This is a genomic window from Deinococcus grandis, assembly GCF_001485435.1.
Classification (GTDB): Bacteria; Deinococcota; Deinococci; order Deinococcales; family Deinococcaceae; genus Deinococcus; species Deinococcus grandis.
In genome coordinates, this window is record NZ_BCMS01000001.1 from 2,465,698 (window position 1) to 2,488,368 (window position 22,671).

Consider the following 22,671-nt stretch of genomic DNA (forward strand, 5'->3'; position numbering starts at 1 on the left):
CGAGTCGGGGCTTGGCCTGGGGCTTGATCCACATGAAGGTCACCTCCTCTGCGGGTGGGCGAGAAGCGGGGGGGGGGTTCCGGGAACCGGGCCGCGCCGCCCCCCACAGGGCGCGTGACGGGGTGCGGCTCCCGCCCTGTGGGGGGCGGAACTGATCGTGGTGGACGCCTGCACTGTACGGGCCGGACGGTTCAGGGAAGGTTGGGACAGGCATTCTGGCGCATGTGCGGCGCGCGGGGGCGGGCCTACGCTGGGCGCATGACCTCCCCTGCTGCCCCTGAATCCCTGTCGCCGCCGGATGGGTGGCGGACGTTCCTGTGGCTGTGGGGGTCGCAGGCGCTGAGCGTGATCGGGTCGGCGGTGGCGGGGTTCGCGTTCAACATCTACCTGACGCAGACGCGCTTTCCGCTGGCGGAGCAGAAGCCGCAGCTGGCGGCGGCGCTGTCGCTGACCGCGCTGGCGTGGGCACTCACGGCGACGCTGCTGGCCCCGCTGGCGGGCGCGTGGACGGACCGGCACGACCGGCGGCGGATCATGCTGGCGTGCGACGTGGCGGGGGTGGCGCTGACGCTGGGGACGCTGCTGCTGGTGGGTTCGGCCGCGACGCCGCTGTGGGCGCTGGTGGTCCTCACGGCCCTGATGGGCGCGGTGTCCACCTTCCACGGGTCGGCGTTCGACGCGAGTTACACGAGTCTGGTGCCGCGCGAGCGGCTGCCGCGCGCGAACGGCATGATGCAGACGGTGTGGAGTCTGGCGGGGCTGGTGGGTCCGGCGGCGGCGGCGCTGCTGATCGGCGTGCCCGCGCTGCTGCGCCAGAGCGGGAGTGGTCCGGCGTGGCTCTCGGGCCTGCGGGACGGCGTGGCGTTCGCGTACGCGGTGGACGCGGTGACGTTCCTGGTGGCGGTGCTGATCCTGTCGCGATTGCGGGTGCCGTCCCCGGTGCGGCGGGAGGGGGTGGCGCGCGGCAGTCTGCTGGCGGACATGCGCTTCGGGTGGGTGTTCATCGGGCAGCGGCGGCCCCTGCTGGCCCTGCTGCTGACGTTCGCCGTGGCGAACCTGTGTACGAGCAACCTGGGCGTGCTGGAGCCCCTGATCGTGAAGTTCGGCCTGAACGGCGACTGGGAGGCGCGCGGCGGGACGCTCCAGGGCACGCTGGCGACCCTGGCCGTCGTGCAGAGCGTCGGCGGCGTGCTGGGAGGCGTCCTGATCAGCACCTGGGGCGGCCTGAAACGGAACCGGGTACTGGGCGTGCTGGTCCCCATGATCGTGTCGGGACTGGGGTTCGCGGCGTTCGGCGCGGCGGGGACCGTGCTGGGCGCGGCGGCAGCCCTGCTCGTCCTGGGGCTGACGTTCCCGGCCATGAACGCGCACTCGCAGAGCATCTGGCAGTCGCAGGTGCCGCCGGAGTTGCAGGGCCGGGTGTTCAGTGTCCGCCGCCTGATCGCGCAGTTCACGTCCCCGGCCAGCAGCGCGCTGGCGGGCCTCCTGGCCGCGCGGTACGCGCCAGGCGGCGTGGCGGTCGCGGCAGGCCTGACGCTGGCGGTCGTGGCAGCCCTGCAACTCCTGAACCCGGCGCTGCGGCGGGTGGAGGATCCGGCGCTGTCCGGCTACGCGCCCAGCGGGGCGGACTGACCGGCCCCTCCCCTGCCCCCTCCGGCCGGATGGGTGGGAGGGGGTTGTGCTCTATTCCTCCGTCGTGCGTTCGTGGGAGCCCTTGCGCCAGCGGCGGCCCGGTTCGACCTGCGTGTCACCCTTGACGGGCGCGGCGATATGGGCGCGCGCGCCGATCACGGCCAGACCGTCCGGGCCGCCATCCACGCGGGCCGCGATGACGGCCTCCTCGTCCACGATGGCGCGGCGGACGTGCGCCCCGGCGCGGATGGTCGCGTCGCGCAGGATCACGGCGTCCTCGACGACCGCCCCGGCCTCCACGGTCACGCCGGGGGACAGCACCGAGCGGATCACGCGGCCCTGCACGTGGCAGCCGTACGACACGAGGCTGTCCTCCACCCGCGCCCCCTGCGCGATCCGGGCGGGCATGCGCGGAATGCTGCTGCTCAGGACCGGCCATTCGGGGGTGTCGAGGCGCACCGAGCGGCCCGCGAGGAGGTCCTGGTGCGCGCGGAAGTACGCGCCGGGCAGGCCCACGTCCAGCCAGTAGCCGTCCAGGGCGTAGGCGTGCGCCGACTTCGCCTTCACGAAGGCGGGGATCAGCGCGTGCCCGAAGTCCCCCAGGCCCTGACCGGCGGGCGTGACGGCGCGCAGGTCGTCCAGGGTGCGCAGCAGCGCCGGGGCGTCGTACACGAAGACCTCGGTGGTGATGGGGCCTCCCAGCGGCTCTTCGGGTTTGTATGCGAAGCGCTTCACGCGGCCGCCCTTCGTGACCTGCACGTTCCCGAACCGGCTGGCGTCCTCCCCGCCGGGCAGGTCGGTGGTGACCATCGTCACGGCCGCGCCGACCTTCAGGTGGTGGCGGATCACTGCAGCGTAATCCAGGGTGTACACGTGATCGGCGGACAGCACCACCACCACGTCCGGCGCGTACGACCGGATCAGGTGCCGGTGGGCGTGCAGGGCGTCCGCGTTCCCGGCGTCCTCCAGCGCGCCGGTCAGGGTGTCGGGGCTGGGGGGGAGCACCTCCAGTCCGCCGTACGTGCGGTCCAGGTCCCAGGGGCGGCCGTTCGTCAGGTGGTCGTTCAGGGTGTGCAGCTGGTATTCCTCCAGCACCCACACGTCCGGCAGGCCGCTGTGCATGCAGTTGCTCAGCGCGAAGTCGATCAGGCGGTACGTGCCGCCGAAGGTCAGGGCGGGCTTGGCGCGCTCCTGCGTCAGGACGCCCAGCCGCTCGCCCTTCCCCCCGGCGAGGATCAGGACGAGGACTTTCCGGCCGTCCACGCGGGTGCCGCGCCCGGCGGGAAGGCTGCTGAGACTGCGGGAGGAGAACCGTGCCATCTGCCCCGCAGTCTGCCCCGCCCTCACCACAGGCGGCTGAGGCGCGCCTGAACGCCCTTCAGGTTCAGCCCGGCGGCGGCGGTCAGGGGATTGGGGGTCAGGGCACCGCGACCGGGTCGCTGCCGCCCTCGTGGTAGGTCAGGTCGCCGGTCACGCGGAGGGTCAGGGCCTCCAGCGCCACCTGCCGCGCAGAGGTGTCCGGCGCGGTCAGCACGGCCCGGAGGTCGTGGGCGGCCTGCGGATCGCGCTCGGCCAGCGTGCCCAGCCAGCGCTGCGGTTTGACTGCCCACCAGCCGCGCGCCCCGAACAGCGCCTCCACGGCCAGTCCGGCGGCGCTGCACGCCACGAGCACGTGCAGCGGGTCGCCCGCCGAGGCCAGGGCGCGGGCGTCCATGACCTCCTCGACCAGCCGGAAGCGGGCCTGCTGGCCCAGGGGGCGCGGGTCCGGCCCGGCGGCGTGCAGGGCGCGGGCCTCGGCGATCAGGGCGTCCAGGTCCGGGTGCGGCCACACGGGGCGGCCCTCGGCGTACATAGTGATGGTGTCGCCCTGCCCCGCCGCGAACATCGCGCGGACCTTGCGCACGGGGTTGTGGAACGCCTCGACCGGCACGCCGTCCACCACGTAGTTCGCGCGCCACCGCTCGTCGCCGCTCACGAGGACGTGGAAATCCAGGTCGCTGTGGGCGTTCCCCTCGCCGCGCGCGGCACTGCCGCACCACAGTGCCGCGTAGGCACCCGGCGTGGCCCGCAGACGCTCCAGGGCGGCGGGCAGGGCGGCCTCCAGTCGGGCCTGCGGGTCGGCAGTGGTGTCGGTCATGCGCGCCAGGGTAGTGGACGGCGCGGCGTGGGGTGGCCGCAGGTCAGCGGCTGAGCAGGCTCCACTCGTGCCAGTGCAGCCGCACGCCGCGCGTCGCCAGCCAGTCGTTCAGGCTGTAGCGGGCGCGGGCCAGTCCGGACAGCGTGTCGTGCGCGACCTGCACGGCCCGCAGCGCCTCGCACTCCCCAATGAACCCCTCGGCGCGGGACGCCACGAGTTCGTCCGTGTCCACGATCTCGGCCATCAGCCCGTCATGCACGATCAGGTCCAGGTACAGGTCCCGGACCTCCCACACGTCCCCCGCGTCCGTGATCGTCGCCACGTCCAAGTAGTAGTCGTGCTCGCGCCGCCCGTGGAAGTCGTACCGGCACGCCACGAGGTTCAGCCCCGGCAGCAGGTGCGCCTGCCAGTGCCGGATGCGCGGGTGGCCCGCGAACGTCCGCGCGACGTACAGGCCGTGCGGCGTGCGGTGATACGTGTGCACCGGGCGCACCCCGGTGTTCGTGTGATGCTGCCGACCCGGCACGTCATGCCGTTCCACCTTCACCGGGTGCGCCAGGGTCGCCATGACCCAGCGTACACAGCCCCGCGCCGCGTACGTGAGAAAACACCCGGCCCAGGAAAACGCCCCCGGCAGGGGGACATTCCACGGGCGGGAGGGACGCGGTGTTTCGCTGTCCGGCTCAGAGAGCGGGTGACGCAGATTCCTCTTGTTCCGTGGACCACCCGGAATCCGCTCGGCTCATGCTCTGCGGGGCAGCTCTGCGAGTCGCATCCGCGCGGGTTGAACGGTCCTGCACACCGTTCAACCCGAGGCAGCATCAGCTCAGGATGGGCAGGGCGTCCAGCAGCCCGAAGTCGTTCGGGACGAACAGGCTGCCCTCGGTGGTGCCCTGGTCCACCTGCTCGTCCAGCGCCGCCTGGAGCTGCGCGGCGCTCAGGTCGCCGTTCAGGTACGCGCGGTGCGCGTGGATGACCTCGCGGACCTGCTCGGGCGTCTCGTGTACGAACTCCAGGCGCAGGTCGCGGATGCCCGCCGCGTGCCAGTCGCGCAGGTGCGCGGCGGCCACCTGGGGGCGGCCCTCGAAGACGGTGTTGCGGCAGCCGACGTCCGCCATGACCGGGTGCGCGCGGCCCCGCTCGTCCCGCAGCGCCACGCGGTGCGACTCGCAGGGGTGCCCGCAGTTCGTGTAGTCGGTGCCGCTGCTCAGGAAACGGCAGAACACGCAGTGTTCGGTGTGGAAGACCGGCAGGTGCCCGTACGCGACGGGTTCCAGCGCCGCGCCGCCCACGAGGGAGGCCAGTTCGGTGATCTGCTGGGCGTTCAGGTCGAAGGTGGGCGTCAGGCGGGTCAGGCCCAGGTCCAGCAGCGCGCGGGTGGTCAGGACGTTCGCGGCGTTCAGGCTGAAATCCCCCGTGAGTTCCGCGGTCGTCCCGGCGTCTTGCAGGCCTTCGAGCAGGCCGCCGCTGCGGACCAGGATGCCGGCGTCCAGGGACTGCAGGAACTTCTGGAGGTTCTGCTCGGTGGGTTTCAGGATGCGGGGGCTGGCGACCCGCACGGGGATTCCGGCGGCCCTGACGCGTTCCACGCTGGGTTTCAGGCCGTACAGTTCCAGGTAGTCCAGCGTGACCGAGTCCGGCCGGGCGTCCAGGGCGGCGTCCAGCTGTTCGGGCGTGCGGACCAGCGCGTGCAGGCGCGTCGCGGTGGGCGCCGGGGCCTGCGGGCGGGTCAGGGCAGCCAGCGCGTCGTCCAGGCGCGGGGTGACGGTGCGCTCGGGCGCGGCGGCGCGGGCGTCGGTCAGGGCGGCGGCGGCCTCGCGGCGCAGGGCGTTCAGGGCGCTGACCGGCAGGAAGCCCGCCCCATTAAGGTCGGTGCTGAGGGTCCCGAGGTGGTACGGCGTGCCGCCCAGTTTGCCCAGCTGCTCGCGCAGGCCCGCCTCGTCCAGCGCGCGGTTGCGTGCCACGGAGAGGGGTTCGGGCAGTGTAACGGTCACGCTGCGGCCCTGCTCGTCGGTCAGGGTCAGCGCGGGCGGCTGACCCACGTGCCCGACGAAGTGCGCGTCCACCGGGCGGGTGTGCAGCGGATCGGCGGCCTCCACCAGCGGCTTCACGCGGGCGGCCAGGGTGGGGTCCTGGGTGCGCCACACCGGGTCCCCCTCGCGCACGCGGCGGCCGTCCACCGCGCCGCGCCCGAAGCGCAGCTCGTACAGGCCACCCGCGCGCACGCCGTCCAGCGCGGCGTCGTCCAGCTGGCGGCCGTCCTGCCACAGGCCGTACAGGAAGCCGCCCTCCTCGCGCCCCTCTGGGGTGCGCCAGTTCGCGGGGTCGAACACCAGTCCGTCGCCGGGTTTCACGACCTCGCTCAGTTCGACGAGCACGCCGCGTTCGGTCACGCCACGCACGGTGCCGACGCGCACGCCGCGGTGCCTCGGCGCGCGGCCGCGCACGACGGTCTGGTGGTTGGTGCCCGCCATGAAGTGCGGCCCCAGCCCGCGCGAGTACACCTGTTCCAGGTCGCGTTCCTCCTGCGCGGTGACGCTCAGCGGGAGGCCCGCCCACGCCTCGTCCACGGCCCGGCGGTACGCGGCGGTCGTCAGGGCGACGAACTCGGCGTCCTTGTAGCGGCCCTCGATCTTCAGGCAGTCCACGCCGATCCGCACGAGCTCGGGCACCTGATGCAGCGCGTACAGGTCCCCGGGCGACAGCAGGTAGCGGGCGTCGCCCAGGTCGCGGTGCTCGCCGTCCACGAACAGCTCGTACGGGAGGCGGCAGGCCTGCGCGCACTGCCCGCGGTTCGCGCTGCGCCCACCCCAGGCCTCACTGGAAAAACACTGCCCGGAGTAGCTGACGCACAGCGCGCCGTGCACGAACGTCTCCAGTTCGATGTCGGTCGCGTTCTTGATCCGCTCGATGTCGCGCAGGCTCAGTTCGCGGCCCAGCACCACGCGGCTCGCCCCGAAGCGCCGCGCGAGTTCGGCGCCCTCGGCGGACGTGATGCTCATCTGCGTGCTGCCGTGAATGGGCAGGTCCGGGCAGATCTCGTGCGCCAGTCGCGCCACGCCGTGATCCTGCACGATCAGCGCGTCCACCCCGGCCTCCGCCAGGGCCATCAGCTGCCGCTCGGCCTGCCGCAGTTCCCGGTCGAACACGAGCACGTTGAACGTCACGAAGCCCAGCACGCCGCGCGCGTGCAGGCCCCCCATGATGTCCGGCAGGGCCTCCAGATCGAAGCCCACCTTCGCGCGGGCGTGGAAGCCCGCCCCGTCGGCGCGGCCCTCGCCACGCGCGGGATTCACGCCGAAGAACACGGCGTCCGCGCCGGCCTCCACTGCGGCGCGCAGTTGCGCCTCACCGCCCACCGGGCTCATCACTTCTGGTTTCCTGACCGCCGCCATAACGCGCCAGTCTACCCGCCCGCCGCGGGGCAGACGGTGACCCGCGTCCCCCCGGCACGCGGGCCACACCCGGAGCGTTCAGGCGACCGGGCCGCTCGGCAGGCCCGCCGGGACGCCCAGCGCCCCCGGCGCGGCCCAGGCGGTCAGGGGCTGCCCGGCGCGCACCAGCAGCACCGGCGCGGGCGCGTGATGCGCCACCCCCTCCGCCACGCTGCCCAGCAGCGCCCGGCCCAGCCCGCTGCGCCCGTGCGTGCCCATGACGATCAGGTCCGGGGTCAGTTCCGCGGCGACGTCCAGGATGACGCGCGTGGTGTGCCGCCCGCGCGCCAGTTCGGCCCGCACCGCCGCGCCCGGCAGCCGCTCGGCGAGGTCCGCCTCGGTCGCCTGCACCCGCGCGACCTCGTCCGGACCGCTCACCGGTGGGATGTACGCGAACTCCCCCACCAGCATCGTGTCGTCGGGCACGACGCTCAGGACCGTCAACTGTGCGTGTAGCGCGTCCGCCAGCGCCCGCGCGTGGGGCAGGGCGAGATGACCGAGTTCACTGCCGTCTGTCGTGACCAGAATGTGTGTCATGGCATGACCTCCTGCCCACACGGTGCGCCCGGGTAGTTACGGCCGCATTACGGCGCGGGCGCCGGTCAGAAAAACTGACCCGCCGCCCAGCTGCGCGGTACGCTGCAACCCATGAGCGCTCCCCTCACGATTCAGCGCACCGTGAAGGTCCGTCCCGCCCACGTCCCCACCCCAGCCGCTCCCGTTCCCACCACCCTTCCCCCGGCCGCGCCGCTACAACGTTTCCTGAGCACGCCCGTCCGCGCGCAGGGTCAGGCCGCCCGGCCCGTCCTGCGCGCCGCGACGCTCCAGCGGCAGGAGGAGGCCCGCTTGTCGGGTGCCCGCGCCAGTGTGCAGCAGCAGGTCGCGGCCCTGGGTGACGTACCCCCCGTCCAGCGGCATGCCCAGGCGCCTCTCCCCGCGCGGCCCGTCACGCCGTCCGACTGGGTCACCGTCATGCGCCACCGCGCCGAGACGGTTGATGGTCAGCGCCTGGATACCCGCACCTTCGGGGAGTTCCAGACCCTCCAGCGGCAGGTCGCCCAGTCCCTGAGTCAGGGCTTCCGCATGGACCGGGGCGAGCCCGCCGCCCGGTACGCCACGTACGGGGAGCACCTCGCCACGCTGCAACGCCACGCCCTGAGCGCCCCGGTCTCCCGCGTGGTGCTCGGCATGGTGCCTCCCGCCGAGCGAGTGCCTCTCCAACGCGCAACAGACGAAGCCTTGCAACGGATGCAGGTGCAGGATCAAGCTGCGCTGAACTTCGACACCCTCGCCTCCCTGCAACGCCAGCTGGCGGAACTGGACGCCGAGGCCACCCAGCCTGTCCTGCACCGGATTCAGGCGCGACGGGGCGCGGGGAACCCCCTCCCGGAAGCGATCCAGCGCCACCTGGAGCAGGGATTGAATCACGACCTGAGCCGCGTGCGGATTCACGACGACGCGGAGGCGGACAAGTTGGCCAAAGGTGTGAACGCGGTGGCGTTCACGACGGGGACGGACATCTTCTTCCAGTCGGGACGCTTCGACCCGAACACGCGGGGCGGGCTGGAACTTCTGGCACACGAGGTGACGCACACGGTGCAGCAGAGCCAGGGGCGCGTCGGGCGGGGCATCGACCCGGACGCCGGACTGGAAACCGAGGCGCAGACCATGGGCGCGAAGCTCGCGCGGGTCATGCCCAGCCCGAAGAGTCTCTTCACGGCCAGTCCGCACGCCCCAGGCACGTACAGCCAGGGCGCGGCGCTGCACCGCGCGCAGACCGTCGCCGTCCAGCGCATGAGCCTCAAACCGCTGCATGACCTGCAACCGCAGGCGGTACAGCGCTGGGGCAACCCGTTCAGCTGGGCCGCCGACAAGGTCAAGGACGGCGTCAACGCCGTCGCCGACAAGGGCAGGGAACTGATCGCCGGGGCCCTGACCGCCCTGCCCGGCTACCGCGAACTGTGCCTGGCCTTCGGGAAGGACCTCGTGACCGGCAGGGCCATGAGCGTCAACCCCGACAGCATTCTGGACACCCTGAGCGGCTGGGTGCCCGGCCCGCTCAAGGACATCCTGAAAGCCCTGAAGGAAACGAACGCCATTCCCAAGGCGTGGGCGTGGTTCAGCGGAGAACTGGGCAAACTCGACCTGAGCGGCGCCCTGGGCGAGATCACCTCCGCCATCGGCAGGGCCGACCTGGGCGCCGCGAAAAGCGCCGTCACCCGGCGCATCAGCGGCCTGAAAGCCCTCATCACCGGCAGCGCCCGCAAGGTCGCCGACATCGGCCTGACCGCCCTGGCTGCCGGTCTCGGCCCGGTCGGGCAGCAGGTCGTCGCGCAGCTGCGCCGGGGCGGGGACCTGATCATGCAGGTCCTGAAGAACCCCGCCGGGTTCGCCCGCAACCTCCTGAACGCGCTCAAGGGCGGCTTCTCCCGCTTCGCCGGGAACGCCCCGAAACACCTCCAGAACGGCCTGGGGCAGTGGCTCACCGGGGCCAGCGGCATCACCTTCCCCGCCCGGCTGGACCTGCAGGGCGTGTTCCTCACTGCGCTGAGCGTCATGGGCCTCACGTATCAGGCGCTGCGCGGGCGCCTCGTGCGGGCCCTGGGCCCCAACGGCGAGCGGCAGGTCAGCGCCGCCGAAGGGACGCTGGACACCCTCAAGACCCTTCGCAGCGGCCTGCACAGGGCCGAGGAACTCAAGACCAACCAGGCGCCCATCAGCGGCGAGGTCGTCAGCGGCCTGAAAAGCGAAGTGACGAAGAGCGTCGTCACGGCGGGCATCACGAAGGTCGCCAGCATGCTCATTCCCGGCGGGGGTTTCGTGCAGGCGCTGCTGGGCGCCTTCCGCAGCGTGCAGTTCGTCGTGCAGCAGGGCCAGCAGATCATGGGCGTCGTGGGCAGCGCCATCCAGAGCGTCAGCGCCATCGCCGCCGGGAACCTCGGCGCGGCCATCAGCGGCGTCGAGGGCACCCTGGCGCGCAGCATTCCCGTCGCGCTGGGCTTCCTGGGCAAGGTCCTGGGCCTGGGCAGCATCGGCACGAAGATCAAAGCCGTCATCGGCAAGGTCAGGGGGAAACTCGACGCCCTGCTCGACCGGGCCGTGACGCGAATCAAAGGGCTGATCTCGAAACTGAGCCGGAAGACCACACCAGGGCAGAAACCCGGGACAGGTGAGGACTCATCCCGGAGCGTGGCCGTGAAAGCCAGGGTCCGGACTTACCTTGCGGCCACGTTGCGCGGCCCAGCCACCCCCGCCGTCATTCGCAACACCCTTGAACACACCATGAATCAGTTCAGACCCCAGGGCCTGAATGCCCTCCGGACGCGGAAGGTGGGCCGAGGAAAGTACGGGATAGAGGCGAGCGCGTCGCCCTACGAGAATGTCGGGCTGACCGACACGAAAATCATGTTCGACGCGGATGATCTGGAACTCATGACCCTGCGCCGGGGCGTGGCGCTGCGCGCGTCCATCAACGGCATCGAAGTTCAGACCGCCAACACGCCCGGCAAGAAGGGCGAGCTCCCCAGGCACGCCGAGGAGAACTTTGTGATCAACGCCCAGCGGATTCTGCAACGGTTCGCGGGACAGACACCCGAGGTGATTGTCCAGCTGTCCAGCAGCCCCTGCGGTGACCCGGGATGCGACGCCGACCTTCAGAAAAAACTGCACAACTGCGCCTCGACGTTGATTGATTTCGCTCAGCGCCATCAGGTCAAGCTGCGGGTGCAGGTGCTGGGCATCTACTCGCCCAAGGTGAAGGGCGGCAAAGCCCTCTCACGCGACGGACTGCGCCGCATGCTGGATCACGGCATCCGTGTGGAGACGTGGTCGCCCGATCAGGCTCTCGCGCAGCTGGAAGCCTCCGCTGGCCCGCTGGAATCCGGCGTGCGGCAGTCCATCAGCTCGAAATTGCGGAATATCATCAAGGAACTCGAGGCTCTTTCCGGACTCAATCTGAGGTAATCGTGGATAAAGCAAGCATGAGCGAAAGCCAGCTTCAGCAGAGGCAGACGCTGGCGCAACACCTGTCAACGCAGGGCTGGCAGCTCAAGAATGAGGACGCGTTCAACCATGACCTGTGGCTCAGCGCGGAACTGACGGCCCGGAAGCGGATTCCCGAGAGCATCATGGAACTCAACTACAGCTTCGAGAACAGCTACGTCGGGTTCACCGTGGCGAAATTCGACGAAGGCCGGGCCGAATACATCATCTATTTCGACGACTGGGACACGTCGCACGAGATCGTTCAGGACATCCTCAGGCATTCGGAACAGATGACGGTCGCCCGGGCCGCCCAGTGGTCCGTCGAACTCGTCAGGAAACATCCTGGGAACGTGTTCTTCTTCACCGGATCGGACAGTATCGAACTCACGGAGGCGAACGCCCTTGACGTGTTCGAGCGGTTCAATCTCGAAGTGGGTTGATCGGCCCAGGATCACGCAGCGCTCCGCCTGAGCGGCGCTGCACGGGGCCCTCCGGAGCAGTTCTCCGAGGTGCAGCTTCAGGCAAGGCATGACCTGATGCCCCCATCCGCGGCTTCGCAGTTGTGCCCGCGAACTGGACGGCCGTGGTCGCCACGGGTGCCCGGAAGCTGCGCGGCATTCCCGGCGCTGCAGGCCACACAGACCTGACCCTGCGCCGCATCTGGCAATACGGCAAGGTCCTGACGGCCGGCCTCCGACGTGGTCGCGTTCCGTTGTGCCCTCTCCCCCTGAGGGACTCGCAGAGCCGCGAAGCAGTGGAGCGACAAGGTGGAAGGCTGAGGGAACCATCAGGCGACTCCGCATGACGAGGAATCACGCGAATGCCGTATCATACGGACTCCGGTTGAAATGTTTGCAAAACCTTTCAACCCGAGCGGAGCGAGCAGGAGAGAAACGGGTTCCGTCCATGGGCAAGGCAGAGCGGCGAGGAGAAGCGCGCCCCGCGCTAGTCTGACCGAATGATCAGGGTGTTGTTTGTGGGGGATGTGTTCGCGGCGGCGGGGCGGCGGGTGCTGGGGTCGCACCTGCCGTCCCTGCGCTCCAGGGCGGATTTCATCGTGGTGAACATGGAGAACGCGGCGGGGGGCTTCGGCCTGCACCGCGAGGGCGCGGACGGCGCGCTGAAGGCCGGGGCGCACTGCATGACGCTGGGGAATCACGCGTGGCATCACAAGGACGTGTACGTGCTGATGCAGGACGAGGGCACGTACCCGATCGTGCGCCCGCTGAACTACAGCGATCCGGGCACGCCGGGCGTCGGCTGGCGCAGCTTCGACGTGAAGACCGCGCAGGGCACGGAGCGGTTGACGGTCGTGAACCTGCTGGGCCGGGTGTTCATGGAGGCGGTGGACAATCCGTTCCGCGCGATGGACACGCTGCTGGAACGCGACGATCTGGGGAGCGTGTTCGTGGATTTCCACGCGGAGGCGACCAGTGAGAAGCAGGGCATGGCGCGGTACCTGGACGGTCGGGTGGCGGCCGTGATCGGCACGCACACGCACGTGCCCACGGCGGACACGCGGATCCTGCCGGGCGGCACGGCGTTCCAGGCGGACGCGGGGTTCACGGGGCCGTTCGAGTCGATCATCGGCAGTGATCCGCACGGGCCGATCGAGCGCTTCGTGACCGAGCGTCCGCACCGGTACGGCGCGGCGGACGGCCCGTCGGAACTGAATGGCGTCTTTGTCCAGATAGAGGGCAACCGGGCCGTGGGGATTGAACGGTACCGTTACGTGGAAGGGCAGGAGAGCGGGGGTCAGCTCTCTTGACGGTGTCCTTCCGGAAAGAGAGCTGACCCGAGCGGAGCGAGTACCCGGAGTTGGCAGCGGTCTGGAGTGAAGTCGGCGGGGGTGCTGTCCTCCCGCTGACGTAACGGAGGGACCGCTGCCGGGATCGCTTCCCTGCCGGTTGAAGGGAGTGAGCATGAGCATTCGGAGTGATGTGAACCTGCTGGGCCGCACGCTGGGTCAGGTGCTGAGGGAACAGGAGGGCGAGGCGTTCTTCGAGCTGGTGGAGCGTACGCGCGCCCTGGTGCGTGAGGTGCGCGCCGGGGGCAGCGACGCGGAACTGCGCGCGATGCTGGCGGGGCTGTCCGGGCCGGACGCGGGGAATCTGGCGCGGGCTTTTACGTGGTACTTCCAGCTGGTGAACCTGGCCGAGGAGTATGAGCGGGTGCGGGTGCTGGCGGCGTCGGGCGGGGTGCGGCCGCAGAGTCTGGCGCAGGCGATGCAGGAACTCCGCGCGCAGGGCCTCACGGCCGAGGAGGTCGAGGCGCTGCTCGCAAGGCTGGACCTGGGGCTGACGTTCACGGCGCACCCGACGGAGATGCGGCGCCGCACGGTGCGCCGTCACCTGGAGCAGGTGGCGCGGGCGCTGCCGACCCTCAGTGACGGGGGCGTGGACGGGCCGGAGGCGGCGGGGATCGCCGCGCACGTGGAGGCGCTGTGGCGCACGCCGGAACTGCGCCGCCTGAAACCCACCGTGCTGGACGAGGTGAAGGGCGGCCTGACGTACGTGTCGAGCATCGCGCAGGCCCTCCCGGCGCTGCAGCGGGATCTGCACGCGGCGTTCCGGGAGGTGTTCGGGCGGGACACGGCGGCGACGCTGCCGCTGAGCTTCTCGTCGTGGATGGGCGGGGACCGGGACGGGAATCCGTTCGTGACGCCGCAGGCGACGCGGGAGACGCTGGCACTGCACGGCGAGCGGGCGCGCGAGGTGCTGCTGGGCCTGATCCGGCAGGCGTTCGCGGACCTCAGTCAGGAGGACGAGGGCGAGGAAGCGTACCGCGAGGAGCTTCAGAGCCTGTTCGACGCGGTGAGGGACGGTCAGACGCTGGATCTGGTGGGTCGCCTGGAGGCCCTGGAGGCCCGCCTGATCGCGGATGGGCAGCGGCGCACGGCGGAGCAGCTGCTCTCGCCGCTGCTGACGGTCGCGCGGGTGTTCGGTCAGCACCTCGTGAGTCTGGACGTGCGCGAGCACAGCGCGCAGACGGGCGCGGCGGTCGCGGAACTGCTGCGCGCCTCGGGCGTGGAGGCCGACTACGCGGCCCTGCCCGAGCATGCCAAGCAGGAACTCCTGATCCGCGAGCTGCGTTCACGCCGTCCGCTGTGGCCTGCCGCGGAGGCGCTGCCGGACACCCTGGAGACGGCAGTGGGGCCGATCCGCGAGGTGCGGGACGCGGTGCGCCGCGCCGGGCCGCGTGCGTTCGGCCGGTACGTGATCAGCATGGCCGAGTCGGTCAGTGACGTGCTCGAACCGCTGATCCTGGCGCGCGAGGTGGGCCTGCGCATCCTGCCCGTGCCGCTGTTCGAGACGCTTGACGACCTCCAGCGGGCGCCGCAGGTCGTGTGGGAACTGCTGTCGCTGCCCGAGTACCGCGCGGTGCTGGGTGACGACGTGCAGGAGATCATGCTGGGCTACAGCGACAGCAACAAGGACACGGGCTTCCTCGCGGCGAACTGGGCGCTGCACGAGGCGCAGCGGCAGATCAGTGACGTGTGCCGCCGCGCCGGGGTCCGCTGGCGCTTCTTCCACGGGCGCGGTACCAGCATCGGCCGGGGGGGCGGCCCGGCCAGCCGCGCGATCCTCGGGCAGCCGGCGGGCACCATCGACGCGGGGCTGCGCATCACCGAGCAGGGCGAGGCGCTGGCGGACAAGTACAGCCACCCGGTCCTGGCGCGCCGCAATCTGGAGCAGGCGCTGTACGGGCTGCTGCTGTCCGCCGCGCGCCCGGCCGGAGAGCTGAAGCCCGCCTGGACGGACGCCATGACCCGCGCCGCCGCGAGCAGCGCCCGCGCGTACCGCGCGCTGGTGGACGACCCGGCGTTCCTGCCGTTCTTCGAGCACGTCACGCCCATCCACGAGATCGCCCGCCTGAACATCGCGTCCCGTCCAGTGCGGCGCCCCGGCGCGCCCACGCTGGGCAACCTGCGCGCCATTCCGTGGGTGATGAGCTGGACGCAGAACCGCGCCAACCTCCCCGGCTGGTACGGGCTGCACGAGGGCCTGCGGGAGATCGGCGTGGAGACCGCCCGCGAGATGTATGCCACGTGGCCGTTCTTCCGCACGGTGCTGGACAACGCGCAGATGAGCCTCGCCAAGAGCGACCCGCTGATCTTCGACGAGTACCTGCGTCTGCTGCCCGAAGGGGACGCGCATCCGCTCGCCACGCACCTCAAGGACGCCTACGCCCGCACGGTGGCGCTGGTGCAGGACGTGGTGGGCGCGGACCTCATGGCGAACGAGCCGCGCCTGAAAGAGAGCATCAGTCTGCGCAACCCGTACATCGACCCGATTCACCGCATCCAGGTGGAACTCCTGCGCCGCAGCCGCGGCAAGGACGGCGGCCTGGACGAGTTCGAGCGTCCCCTGCTCCTGAGCATCCAGGGCATCGCGGCGGGCGTGCGCAACACCGGCTGACGGCTGGACCGGGCAACGTGGGGAGGGGTCGACCTCTCCCCTTTCCCGTGCGTGGAGACCGGGTGGGACACCTCCTATCACCCATCACCCAGCCACCATCCTCCCCACAGCTGGAAGCGATACCATGTCAGCATGCGTCATTACGCCCTGCTGGGCGCGCTGCTGACCTCCCTGGCGGGCGGTTCGGGCGCGCAGACGGCCCTGCCCATCCCCACCTTTGAGGGACAGGTGATCTATCAGGTCATGCCCGACCGCTTCTTCGACGGGAACCCCGCGAACAACCAGGGCGTGAACCGCGACGACCCGCGCGCCTGGCACGGCGGGGACCTGCCGGGCCTCACGCAGAAGCTCGCGTACATCCAGAAACTGGGGGCGACGTCCGTGTGGCTCACGCCGGTGTACCAGCAGCAGGCGGCGAACTCGTTCGGCACCGCCGGGTACCACGGGTACTGGCCCGCCGACTTCCGGAACGTGGACCCGCACTTCGGGACGCTGGCGGACTTCGGGACGTTCGTGAAGGCCGCGCAGGGCGCCGGGATGCGCGTCGTGCTCGATCAGGTCATCAACCACTACGGCTACGAGGCGGCCGCCGTGCGCCTGCGCAAGGACTGGTTCAACACGCAGGCCACCTGCGACGCCACCCAGAACAAGGACGTGGACTGCCCCCTGTCGGGCCTGCCGGACCTGCGCCAGAGCAACCCGCAGGTGCGCGACCTGCTGCTGGGCAACGCGAACTTCTGGCGTGAACAGGGCGTGAATGCCTTCCGCTACGACGCGATCAAGCACGTCGAGGGACCGTTCCTGCGGGACCTGCTGGCCGCCGACCGGCAGGCGGGCACCTGGACGCTGGGCGAGTGGTTCGGCGCGGACACCGGCACCGTCGCCGACTGGCAGAAGGCAGGCTTCGACAGCCTGTTCCTGTTCAGCCTGCAGGACGCCATGAAAGCCAGCGTGATGGGCGAGAGCAGCCTGGAGGCCGTCCGCAGCGTCCTCGCCCGCCAGGGTGAACTGCCCCGCCCGGGCGAGGTCGCGCTGTTCCTCGACAACCACGACGTGCCGCGCTTCGCGCAGGGCAGCCTGTTCGAGGACATCGGCCAGGAGCGCACCCGCTACGGCCTGCGCGCCCTGATGACCCTGCGCGGCGTGCCCGTCATCTGGCAGGGCACCGAGATCGCCATGCGCGGCGGCAGCGACCCCGACAACCGCCGCGACATGCGCTTCGAGGACGGGTGGACCCCCGCCGAGCGCGCCGTGTTCGACGCCACGAAAGCCGCCATCGCCGCGCGCAAGGCCAGCCCCGCCCTCAGCAACGGCGCGCAGACCCTGCTCCCCACCCCCGACCGCGTCAGCGGGCAGCTGCTGCTGTTCACGCGCGAACTGAACGGCCAGACCGTCCTGGCCGCGTGGCACAGCGGCAACGCGCGCCGCACCTACTCCCTGAAACTCGGCAGCCTGGGCGTGAAGTGGGCCGCGCTGGCCGCCACCCCCTCCCTGTACGCCGGGCAGGACGCCAGGGTCAGCGTCAGCGGCGGGTACCTGCACCTCAGCCTGCCCGCGCGGGACGCCGCCGCCTTCCGCGTGCAGTAAAGGGGGTTGTAGGGAGTGGGATGTAGGGAGTGAGAACGGCGAATGGCCGCCTTCTCCTCCCCCTTCAGGGGGGAGGCCGGGAGGGGGTGAAACGGGGGCGGGCCTGCGCGGCTCGCCCCCTCTCCTCCATTCCCGTTACGCCCGCAGGGGACGGGGCACCGGGAGGGTGTACGTCGCGAACGGCTTCCACTGCCCGCCCGGGTGGTGCCGCGCGATGGGCTGGTCACGGTCGTCCACGTACACCATGCGGTAGCGCACGCGGCCCAGTTCCAGGCCCCCGCGCTGCCGCCACAGCACCTGCACGTCCACGTTCGTCGCGGCCGGGTCGGTGTCCCGCGCGGACAGGATGCTGAACCCGCTCAGGGTGCCGGGGTACGCGCGGCGCACCTGCCGCACGCTGCGCCGCCGCGTCGGGAACACCCGCGCGGGCAGGGCCAGGGCCATCGCGTGGTACTGCCCGCCCTGCCAGTGCGTCAGGAACGCACTCAGCGCCTCCTGCGGCGTGGAATTGGTCGGCGTGATGTCCATACCCCAGCATGCCACGCCCCGGCCCCGGCGGGCCATCCCACGAATGGCGCAGTCCGCCGGGTGCCTCGCATCCCTCATCTGGCGGAGTCCGCCGCGCAGGTCCGTGTTGGGCAGCACGGTATGATACGGACTCCGGTTGAAAGGTTTGCAAAATCTTTCGACCCGAGCAGAGCGAGGAGGAGAGAAACGGGTTCCGGGCGTGGAGTTGGCAGATCGGCGGTATTCCGATCTGTTAACGAAACAGACGGAATCCGTATGAGCGGTCCAGTGAACTCCGCTGCATTCCGCGTCAGCAACCCGGCGGATTCCAGAACTCGCCGAGCAGGTGCGCCAGCCGTACAGGCTGCTGCTGTGGGAGCAGATGCCCCGCACCGGGAATCACGCGACCCTGTGCGCCGGGAATGGCGGCCTGGAGCTGCCGGGCGTGCGGCGCGGTCCGGGTGTTGCTGGCGCCCGTCACGATCAGCGTCGGTACGCTCACCCGGTGCAGATGTGACCACGCGTCGAACGCCGCCACGGCATTCCAGATCCCCAGCAGATCGGACCGCTGGGAACGGTAACGGAGCACCGACCGCCGCACCTCCTCCCGCAGTGCCGGGTCCGGCCCCGCCAGATCCGCCGCGAACAGCGACGCGAGTGCCGGGACCGGTACGGCCCGCATCAGCACGCTGCCCAGCCTGGTGCCGAGACGGTTCAGTGGCGTATCGTTCGTCCCGGCGCTCGACTCCACCATCGTCAGGGACGCCACGAGGTGCGGCGCACTCAGGGCAAGCTGGAGCGCCACCATGCCGCCCAGCGAGTGACCGCACACATGCACGGGCCGCATGAGATCCCGGGCCACCACCTCGGCCATGGACGCGACCGTCCAGGCGGGTGGGACCGCCGTGCGCCCATGACCCGGCAGGTCGGGCGCGTGGACGTTCACCTGTGGCCCGAGCGCACCGACCACAGGTGACCAGCTCGCACCACTCAGGAATGCCCCGTGCAGCAGCAACACGTCCCGCGTGGACCGGTCTGGCAGACCAGGGCGCGTCATCATGGACTGATACGGATTCCGTCTGTTTCGTTGACAGATCGGAACACCACCGATCTGCAAACTCCACGTCCGGAACCCGTTCCGCTCCTGCTCGCATCCGCTCGGATTGAACGATTTTGCAAACCTTTCAACCGGAGTCCGTATGACCTCCGTGTCGACGGACGAATGCCGCGTGCATGACGGGCACGGTTCAGGGCAGGCGGCAAAGAACTCACCTCAGCGCGAACTGCCCGAGGAACAGCACTCCGGCGCCGATCAGGGCGGTGAGGATCTGCGCCCAGGGCAGGCCGGGCGCGCGGTACCCTTCGCCCAGGCGGGCGCGCATGCCAGTCTCGATCTGACGCTGGCCGTTCTGCGAGTAGATGATTGCCCCGGCCAGGAACGTCAGGCCCAGGCCACCCCAGCCCAGCGCGGTCGCGGCGCCCGAGCGGGTCAGGCCGCCTGCCAGGACAGCGCCGATCAGGACGCTCAGCGCGCCCGTGCCCAGACCGGCGCCCAGGCCGAACAGGACAATCTGGCCGAGTCGGGCGGCGCGCGTCTGCGTGGTCATGCCCTGACTCTAGGCCCGCAGGGGGCGCGACTCAAGCCGATGTGACCTACCCAGCGCGGGCGTCGTCGTGCTGGCGGATGCTGAGGACGCGGCTGGCGCCGGTCTGGTCGGTGGTGACGCCCCACAGGGCGTGCGCGACTTCCATGGTGGCTTTCTGGTGCGTGACGAGCAGGAACTGCGCGCCGCGTTCGCTGAAGCGCTTCAGGAAGGCGGTGAAGCGGCGGATGTTCGCCTCGTCCAGCGGGGCGTCCACCTCGTCCAGGACGGCCAGGGGGAGGCCCCCGGCGCTGCCCTCACCGCCTGCGTGGTTCAGGGCGAACAGGAAGCCCAGGCCGGCCATGGTGCGTTCCCCGGCGGAGAGCAGGGTCATGGAGCGGGTGCGTTTGCCGCGGGGTTGCACGGCGAGGCGCAGGCCGCGCAGGATGCCCTGTTCGTCGGTTTCGGGTTCCAGGTCGCCCTGCCCGCCGAGCAGTTCGGTGCTGTACTCGCGGAAGGCGGTGTTCACGCGGTCGAACGCAGCGCGGGTGGCGTGTTCCTCGGCGGTCTGGAGTTCCTGCAGGTGCGCGCGGAGTTCCTGCGCGGCGGCGTCCGCGTCGTGCAGTTCGGACCGCTGGGCGTCCAGCAGCGCGGTCTCGGCGGCGTGGTCGGCCTCGGCGCGGGCGTTGACGGGGCCCAGGGCGTCCAGGGCGGCGCGGGTGCGGGTCAGTTCGGCCGTCCACTCGCGGGGCGTGCCGGGCGGGAGGCAGCCGTCGGGGATGGGTTCGAGGCTGCCCTCGCGCCGGGCGATCAGGAGGCGCAGGTCGTCCAGGCGCGCTCGGGCCTTGTTCTGCGTGCCGATGAGGTTCGCGTAGTCCTGACTGGCCTTCTCGCGGGCGTATTCGGCGCGGGCGTACTCGTTCTCGTCGAGGGTGCCCAGCGCGGCCTCGCGGCGGGTCACCTCGGCGCGGGCGGCGTCCAGCGCGGCGTCCTGCGCGGTCAGCGAGGTGGCGTTCGTGTCCAGGCGGGTGCGGAGGTCCCCGGCGCGGGCGCGGCCGCTGCGGTAGGCGCGCCACGCGGCGTCCGCCTGCTGCGCCAGGGCGAGGGCCTCGGCGGCGTGGCGTTCCTGCGCGCGGTGCGTCTCGGCACTCTCCCGGGCGGTCTGGAGGCTGGCGGTCAGGGCGTCCACGTCCGGGAGGGTCTCGCCGGGTGCCAGAGGTTCGGGTTCCGCCTCGTCGGGTCCCAGGCGGGCGGCGAGGCGGTCGTGGTTCGCCTGGAGACTGCGGGTCTGCGCGCCCAGTTCGGTCACGCGGCGCTCGGCGCCCGCTTCCTCCTGCGCGGCGCGTTCGCGGGCGGCGAGCAGGGTGGCGTGCCGCTCGGTCCCCCCCGCCAGGATCGCCTCGACCTTCTTCAGTTCGGCGTTCAGGCGCGCGCTCTGACGGTCGGCGTCCTCGAGTTCCGCGTCGAGTTCCTGGAAGCGGCGCTGGTCGCCCAGGACGCCGCTGCCGGTGTCGCGGGCGCGGCCCCCGGTGATCGCGCCGCCGGGTTCCACAAGTTCGCCGTCCAGCGTGACGAGGCGGGGTCGGCTGGCGTGCGCGCGGGCGATGCGGTTCGCGGCGCGCAGGTCGCGGACGACCAGGTTGTCGGCCAGGATGCTCTCGGCGACGAGGGGCGGGTCGCTGGGGCACAGGTCGGCGAGGTTGCCGATCACGCCGTCCTCGCGCAGCAGCGCGCCGTCGCGGCGGGGCCGGGCGCGGATGAGGTCCAGCGGCAGGAACGTCGCGCGGCCGCCCACGCGCCTCAGTTCGTCGATAATCTCGCGGGCGTCGTCCGCGCGGTTCACGACGACCTGTTCCAGGCGGCGGCCCAGCGCGGCGCCCAGCGCGGTCTCGTACTCGGCGGGAACGGTCAGCAGGTCGGCGACCGAGCCGACGATGCCCGGGTGGTCGAGGCGCAGGGCGTTGCGGGCGCCCTCGCCGTAGCGGGCGTAGGAGTTCAGGGTCTGTTCCAGCCGGTCGCGTTCGCGCCGCAGCGGGGCGACGCTGGCGTTCACGCGGGCCAGTTCGCCGCGCAGGTGCCGTTCGTGCTGCGTGGCGGCCTCGCGCTCGTCGCGGACGCCCAGGTAGGCGCGCTCGGCGGCTTCACGCGCGGCGCGGGCGTGCGTCAGGCGCTCCTGCGCGGCGTCCAGCGCTTCGCGGGCCTGGGTCAGGTTGCCCTGGGCGCGCTCGAACTCGGCGCGGATGGTCTCGCGGCTGGCGTCGTGGCGGGCGGCGGCCTCGGCGGCGCGGGCGGCCAGGGCGCGGGCGCGGGTCAGATCGGCGTCCAGGCTGCGGGCGCGGCGTTCGGCGGCGTCCGCCTGCGCGCGGGCCTGGGTCAGCGCGGCGTCCAGCGCGGTCAGGTCCGGGGCGGGCTGTTCCGGGGGCGTGCGCGGCAGCGCGTCCAGTTCGGCGGTCAGGGTCTGCCGTTCGGCGTCCAGATGGGCGCGGTAGCGCTGCGCCTGCGCGGCGGCGTCGCGGGCGGCGCGCAGGGTGTCGAGCGCTCCGGCGTACGCGTCGCGGCGGGCGCGGGCTTCCTGCGCGGCGTCACGGGCGGCGTCCACGGCGGTCGCGGCGGCCTGCACCTCGGCGGCCAGGGCGGCGCTGCGGGCCTCCAGTTCGCTCGCCTCGCTGCGGGCGGCGAAGACCTCGCGGGCCAGGGTCAGCTGCCGGTCACGGCGCAGGGCGTCCTCCAGGGTCAGCACCCGCCCGCTCAGGTCGCGGTGGGTGCGGGCGTCCTGCGCGGCGCGCGCCAGCCGTTCCAGCGCGGCCTCGCGTTCGTTCAGCACCAGCCGCAGCGAGTCCAGGTGCGTGTCCGCCTCGCGCAGGCGCGCCTCGGTCTCCTGGCGGGCGGTCACGGCGCGGGACAGCCCGGCGGCCTCCTGCACGTACCCCAGCAGGGTCTTCCCCTCGGCCTGAACGACGCCGCTGACCTCGCCCTGCCCGATCACGGCCAGCCCGCCCGGGCCCAGGCCGGTGCCGCGTAGCGCGCCCTGCACGTCCCGCACGCGCACGCCGCGTCCGTTCAGGTCCTGCTCGCCGGTCCCGTCGCGGTACACGCGCCGCGCGAGGTTCACGCGCTCCCCGGCGGGCGTCACGAGTTCCAGCTGCACCTCCGCGAGGCCCAGCGGGGCCTTGCCGCCGCTGCCGTGGAAGATCAGTTCGGTGCCGCGCCCGGCGCGCAGGTCCCGCGCGCGGGCCTGGTGGGTGGCCCAGCGGATGGCCTCGACGACGTTGCTCTTGCCGCTGCCGTTCGGGCCGATGACGGCGCTGACGCCGGGCCCGAACTCCAGACGGGTGCGGTCGGCGAAACTCTTGAAGCCCTGCAGGGTGACGCTCTGAAGCATAGGGGGG

At 71.5% G+C, this 22,671-nt stretch carries 15 protein-coding genes; 6 read left to right on the forward strand and 9 right to left on the reverse strand.

Annotated features, from left to right (window positions below; translation table 11 throughout):
* Positions 1 to 258 precede the first annotated feature (258 nt).
* On the forward strand, positions 259 to 1,632 hold the full coding sequence (locus DEIGR_RS12015) for an MFS transporter (RefSeq protein ID WP_058977563.1): 1,374 nt from the start codon (positions 259 to 261) through the stop codon (positions 1,630 to 1,632).
* A 51-nt stretch (positions 1,633 to 1,683) separates the two neighbouring features.
* Here DEIGR_RS12015 and DEIGR_RS12020 read toward each other — a convergent pair whose 3' ends face one another.
* The 5 genes from DEIGR_RS12020 to DEIGR_RS12040 form a co-directional block, all read right to left on the reverse strand.
* Positions 1,684 to 2,952, reverse strand: a complete 1,269-nt coding sequence (locus tag DEIGR_RS12020) for a glucose-1-phosphate adenylyltransferase family protein (RefSeq protein ID WP_058977568.1) — start codon at positions 2,950 to 2,952, stop codon at positions 1,684 to 1,686.
* Positions 2,953 to 3,049: 97 nt separating this feature from the next.
* Complete coding sequence (locus DEIGR_RS21325) at positions 3,050 to 3,769, reverse strand: hypothetical protein (protein WP_236704740.1); 720 nt, start codon at positions 3,767 to 3,769, stop codon at positions 3,050 to 3,052.
* 43 nt (positions 3,770 to 3,812) lie between these two features.
* Positions 3,813 to 4,337, reverse strand: coding sequence for a DUF402 domain-containing protein (locus DEIGR_RS12030; RefSeq protein WP_058977570.1), 525 nt, complete (start codon positions 4,335 to 4,337; stop codon positions 3,813 to 3,815).
* 253 nt (positions 4,338 to 4,590) lie between these two features.
* Positions 4,591 to 7,164: a DUF3656 domain-containing U32 family peptidase gene (locus tag DEIGR_RS12035; RefSeq protein ID WP_456151374.1), complete on the reverse strand. Its 2,574-nt coding sequence runs from the start codon at positions 7,162 to 7,164 to the stop codon at positions 4,591 to 4,593.
* A gap of 78 nt (positions 7,165 to 7,242) precedes the next feature.
* Positions 7,243 to 7,740, reverse strand: a complete 498-nt coding sequence (locus DEIGR_RS12040) for a universal stress protein (RefSeq protein WP_058977572.1) — start codon at positions 7,738 to 7,740, stop codon at positions 7,243 to 7,245.
* 111 nt (positions 7,741 to 7,851) lie between these two features.
* On the opposite strand from DEIGR_RS12040, the gene DEIGR_RS12045 reads away from it, so the two are divergent.
* The 5 genes from DEIGR_RS12045 to DEIGR_RS12065 all read left to right on the forward strand — a co-directional run bounded on the left by DEIGR_RS12045 (position 7,852) and on the right by DEIGR_RS12065 (position 17,192).
* Positions 7,852 to 11,166 (forward strand): eCIS core domain-containing protein, encoded by a 3,315-nt coding sequence (locus DEIGR_RS12045; protein ID WP_083524042.1) that lies wholly within the window; start codon positions 7,852 to 7,854, stop codon positions 11,164 to 11,166.
* A gap of 2 nt (positions 11,167 to 11,168) precedes the next feature.
* A complete protein-coding gene (locus tag DEIGR_RS12050) occupies positions 11,169 to 11,627 on the forward strand; it encodes a hypothetical protein (protein WP_153013727.1) in 459 nt (152 codons plus the stop codon).
* Between the two features lie 518 nt (positions 11,628 to 12,145).
* Complete coding sequence (locus tag DEIGR_RS12055; protein ID WP_058977576.1) at positions 12,146 to 12,955, forward strand: TIGR00282 family metallophosphoesterase; 810 nt, start codon at positions 12,146 to 12,148, stop codon at positions 12,953 to 12,955.
* Between the two features lie 154 nt (positions 12,956 to 13,109).
* Positions 13,110 to 15,605 carry a phosphoenolpyruvate carboxylase gene (locus DEIGR_RS12060; RefSeq protein WP_058977578.1) on the forward strand — a complete coding sequence of 832 codons (2,496 nt, stop codon included), beginning with the start codon at positions 13,110 to 13,112 and terminating at the stop codon, positions 15,603 to 15,605.
* Between the two features lie 132 nt (positions 15,606 to 15,737).
* Positions 15,738 to 17,192, forward strand: coding sequence for an alpha-amylase family glycosyl hydrolase (locus DEIGR_RS12065; protein ID WP_058977580.1), 1,455 nt, complete (start codon positions 15,738 to 15,740; stop codon positions 17,190 to 17,192).
* Between the two features lie 135 nt (positions 17,193 to 17,327).
* On the opposite strand, the gene DEIGR_RS12070 is transcribed toward DEIGR_RS12065, so the two are convergent.
* The 4 genes from DEIGR_RS12070 to DEIGR_RS12085 form a co-directional block, all read right to left on the reverse strand.
* Positions 17,328 to 17,720, reverse strand: a complete 393-nt coding sequence (locus DEIGR_RS12070; RefSeq protein ID WP_058977582.1) for a hypothetical protein — start codon at positions 17,718 to 17,720, stop codon at positions 17,328 to 17,330.
* Between the two features lie 289 nt (positions 17,721 to 18,009).
* Complete coding sequence (locus DEIGR_RS12075) at positions 18,010 to 18,756, reverse strand: alpha/beta fold hydrolase (protein WP_160329933.1); 747 nt, start codon at positions 18,754 to 18,756, stop codon at positions 18,010 to 18,012.
* A 211-nt stretch (positions 18,757 to 18,967) separates the two neighbouring features.
* Complete coding sequence (locus DEIGR_RS12080) at positions 18,968 to 19,306, reverse strand: hypothetical protein (protein ID WP_058977586.1); 339 nt, start codon at positions 19,304 to 19,306, stop codon at positions 18,968 to 18,970.
* 46 nt (positions 19,307 to 19,352) lie between these two features.
* A complete protein-coding gene (locus tag DEIGR_RS12085; RefSeq protein ID WP_058977587.1) occupies positions 19,353 to 22,664 on the reverse strand; it encodes an AAA family ATPase in 3,312 nt (1,103 codons plus the stop codon).
* Between the last annotated feature and the right edge of the window lie 7 nt (positions 22,665 to 22,671).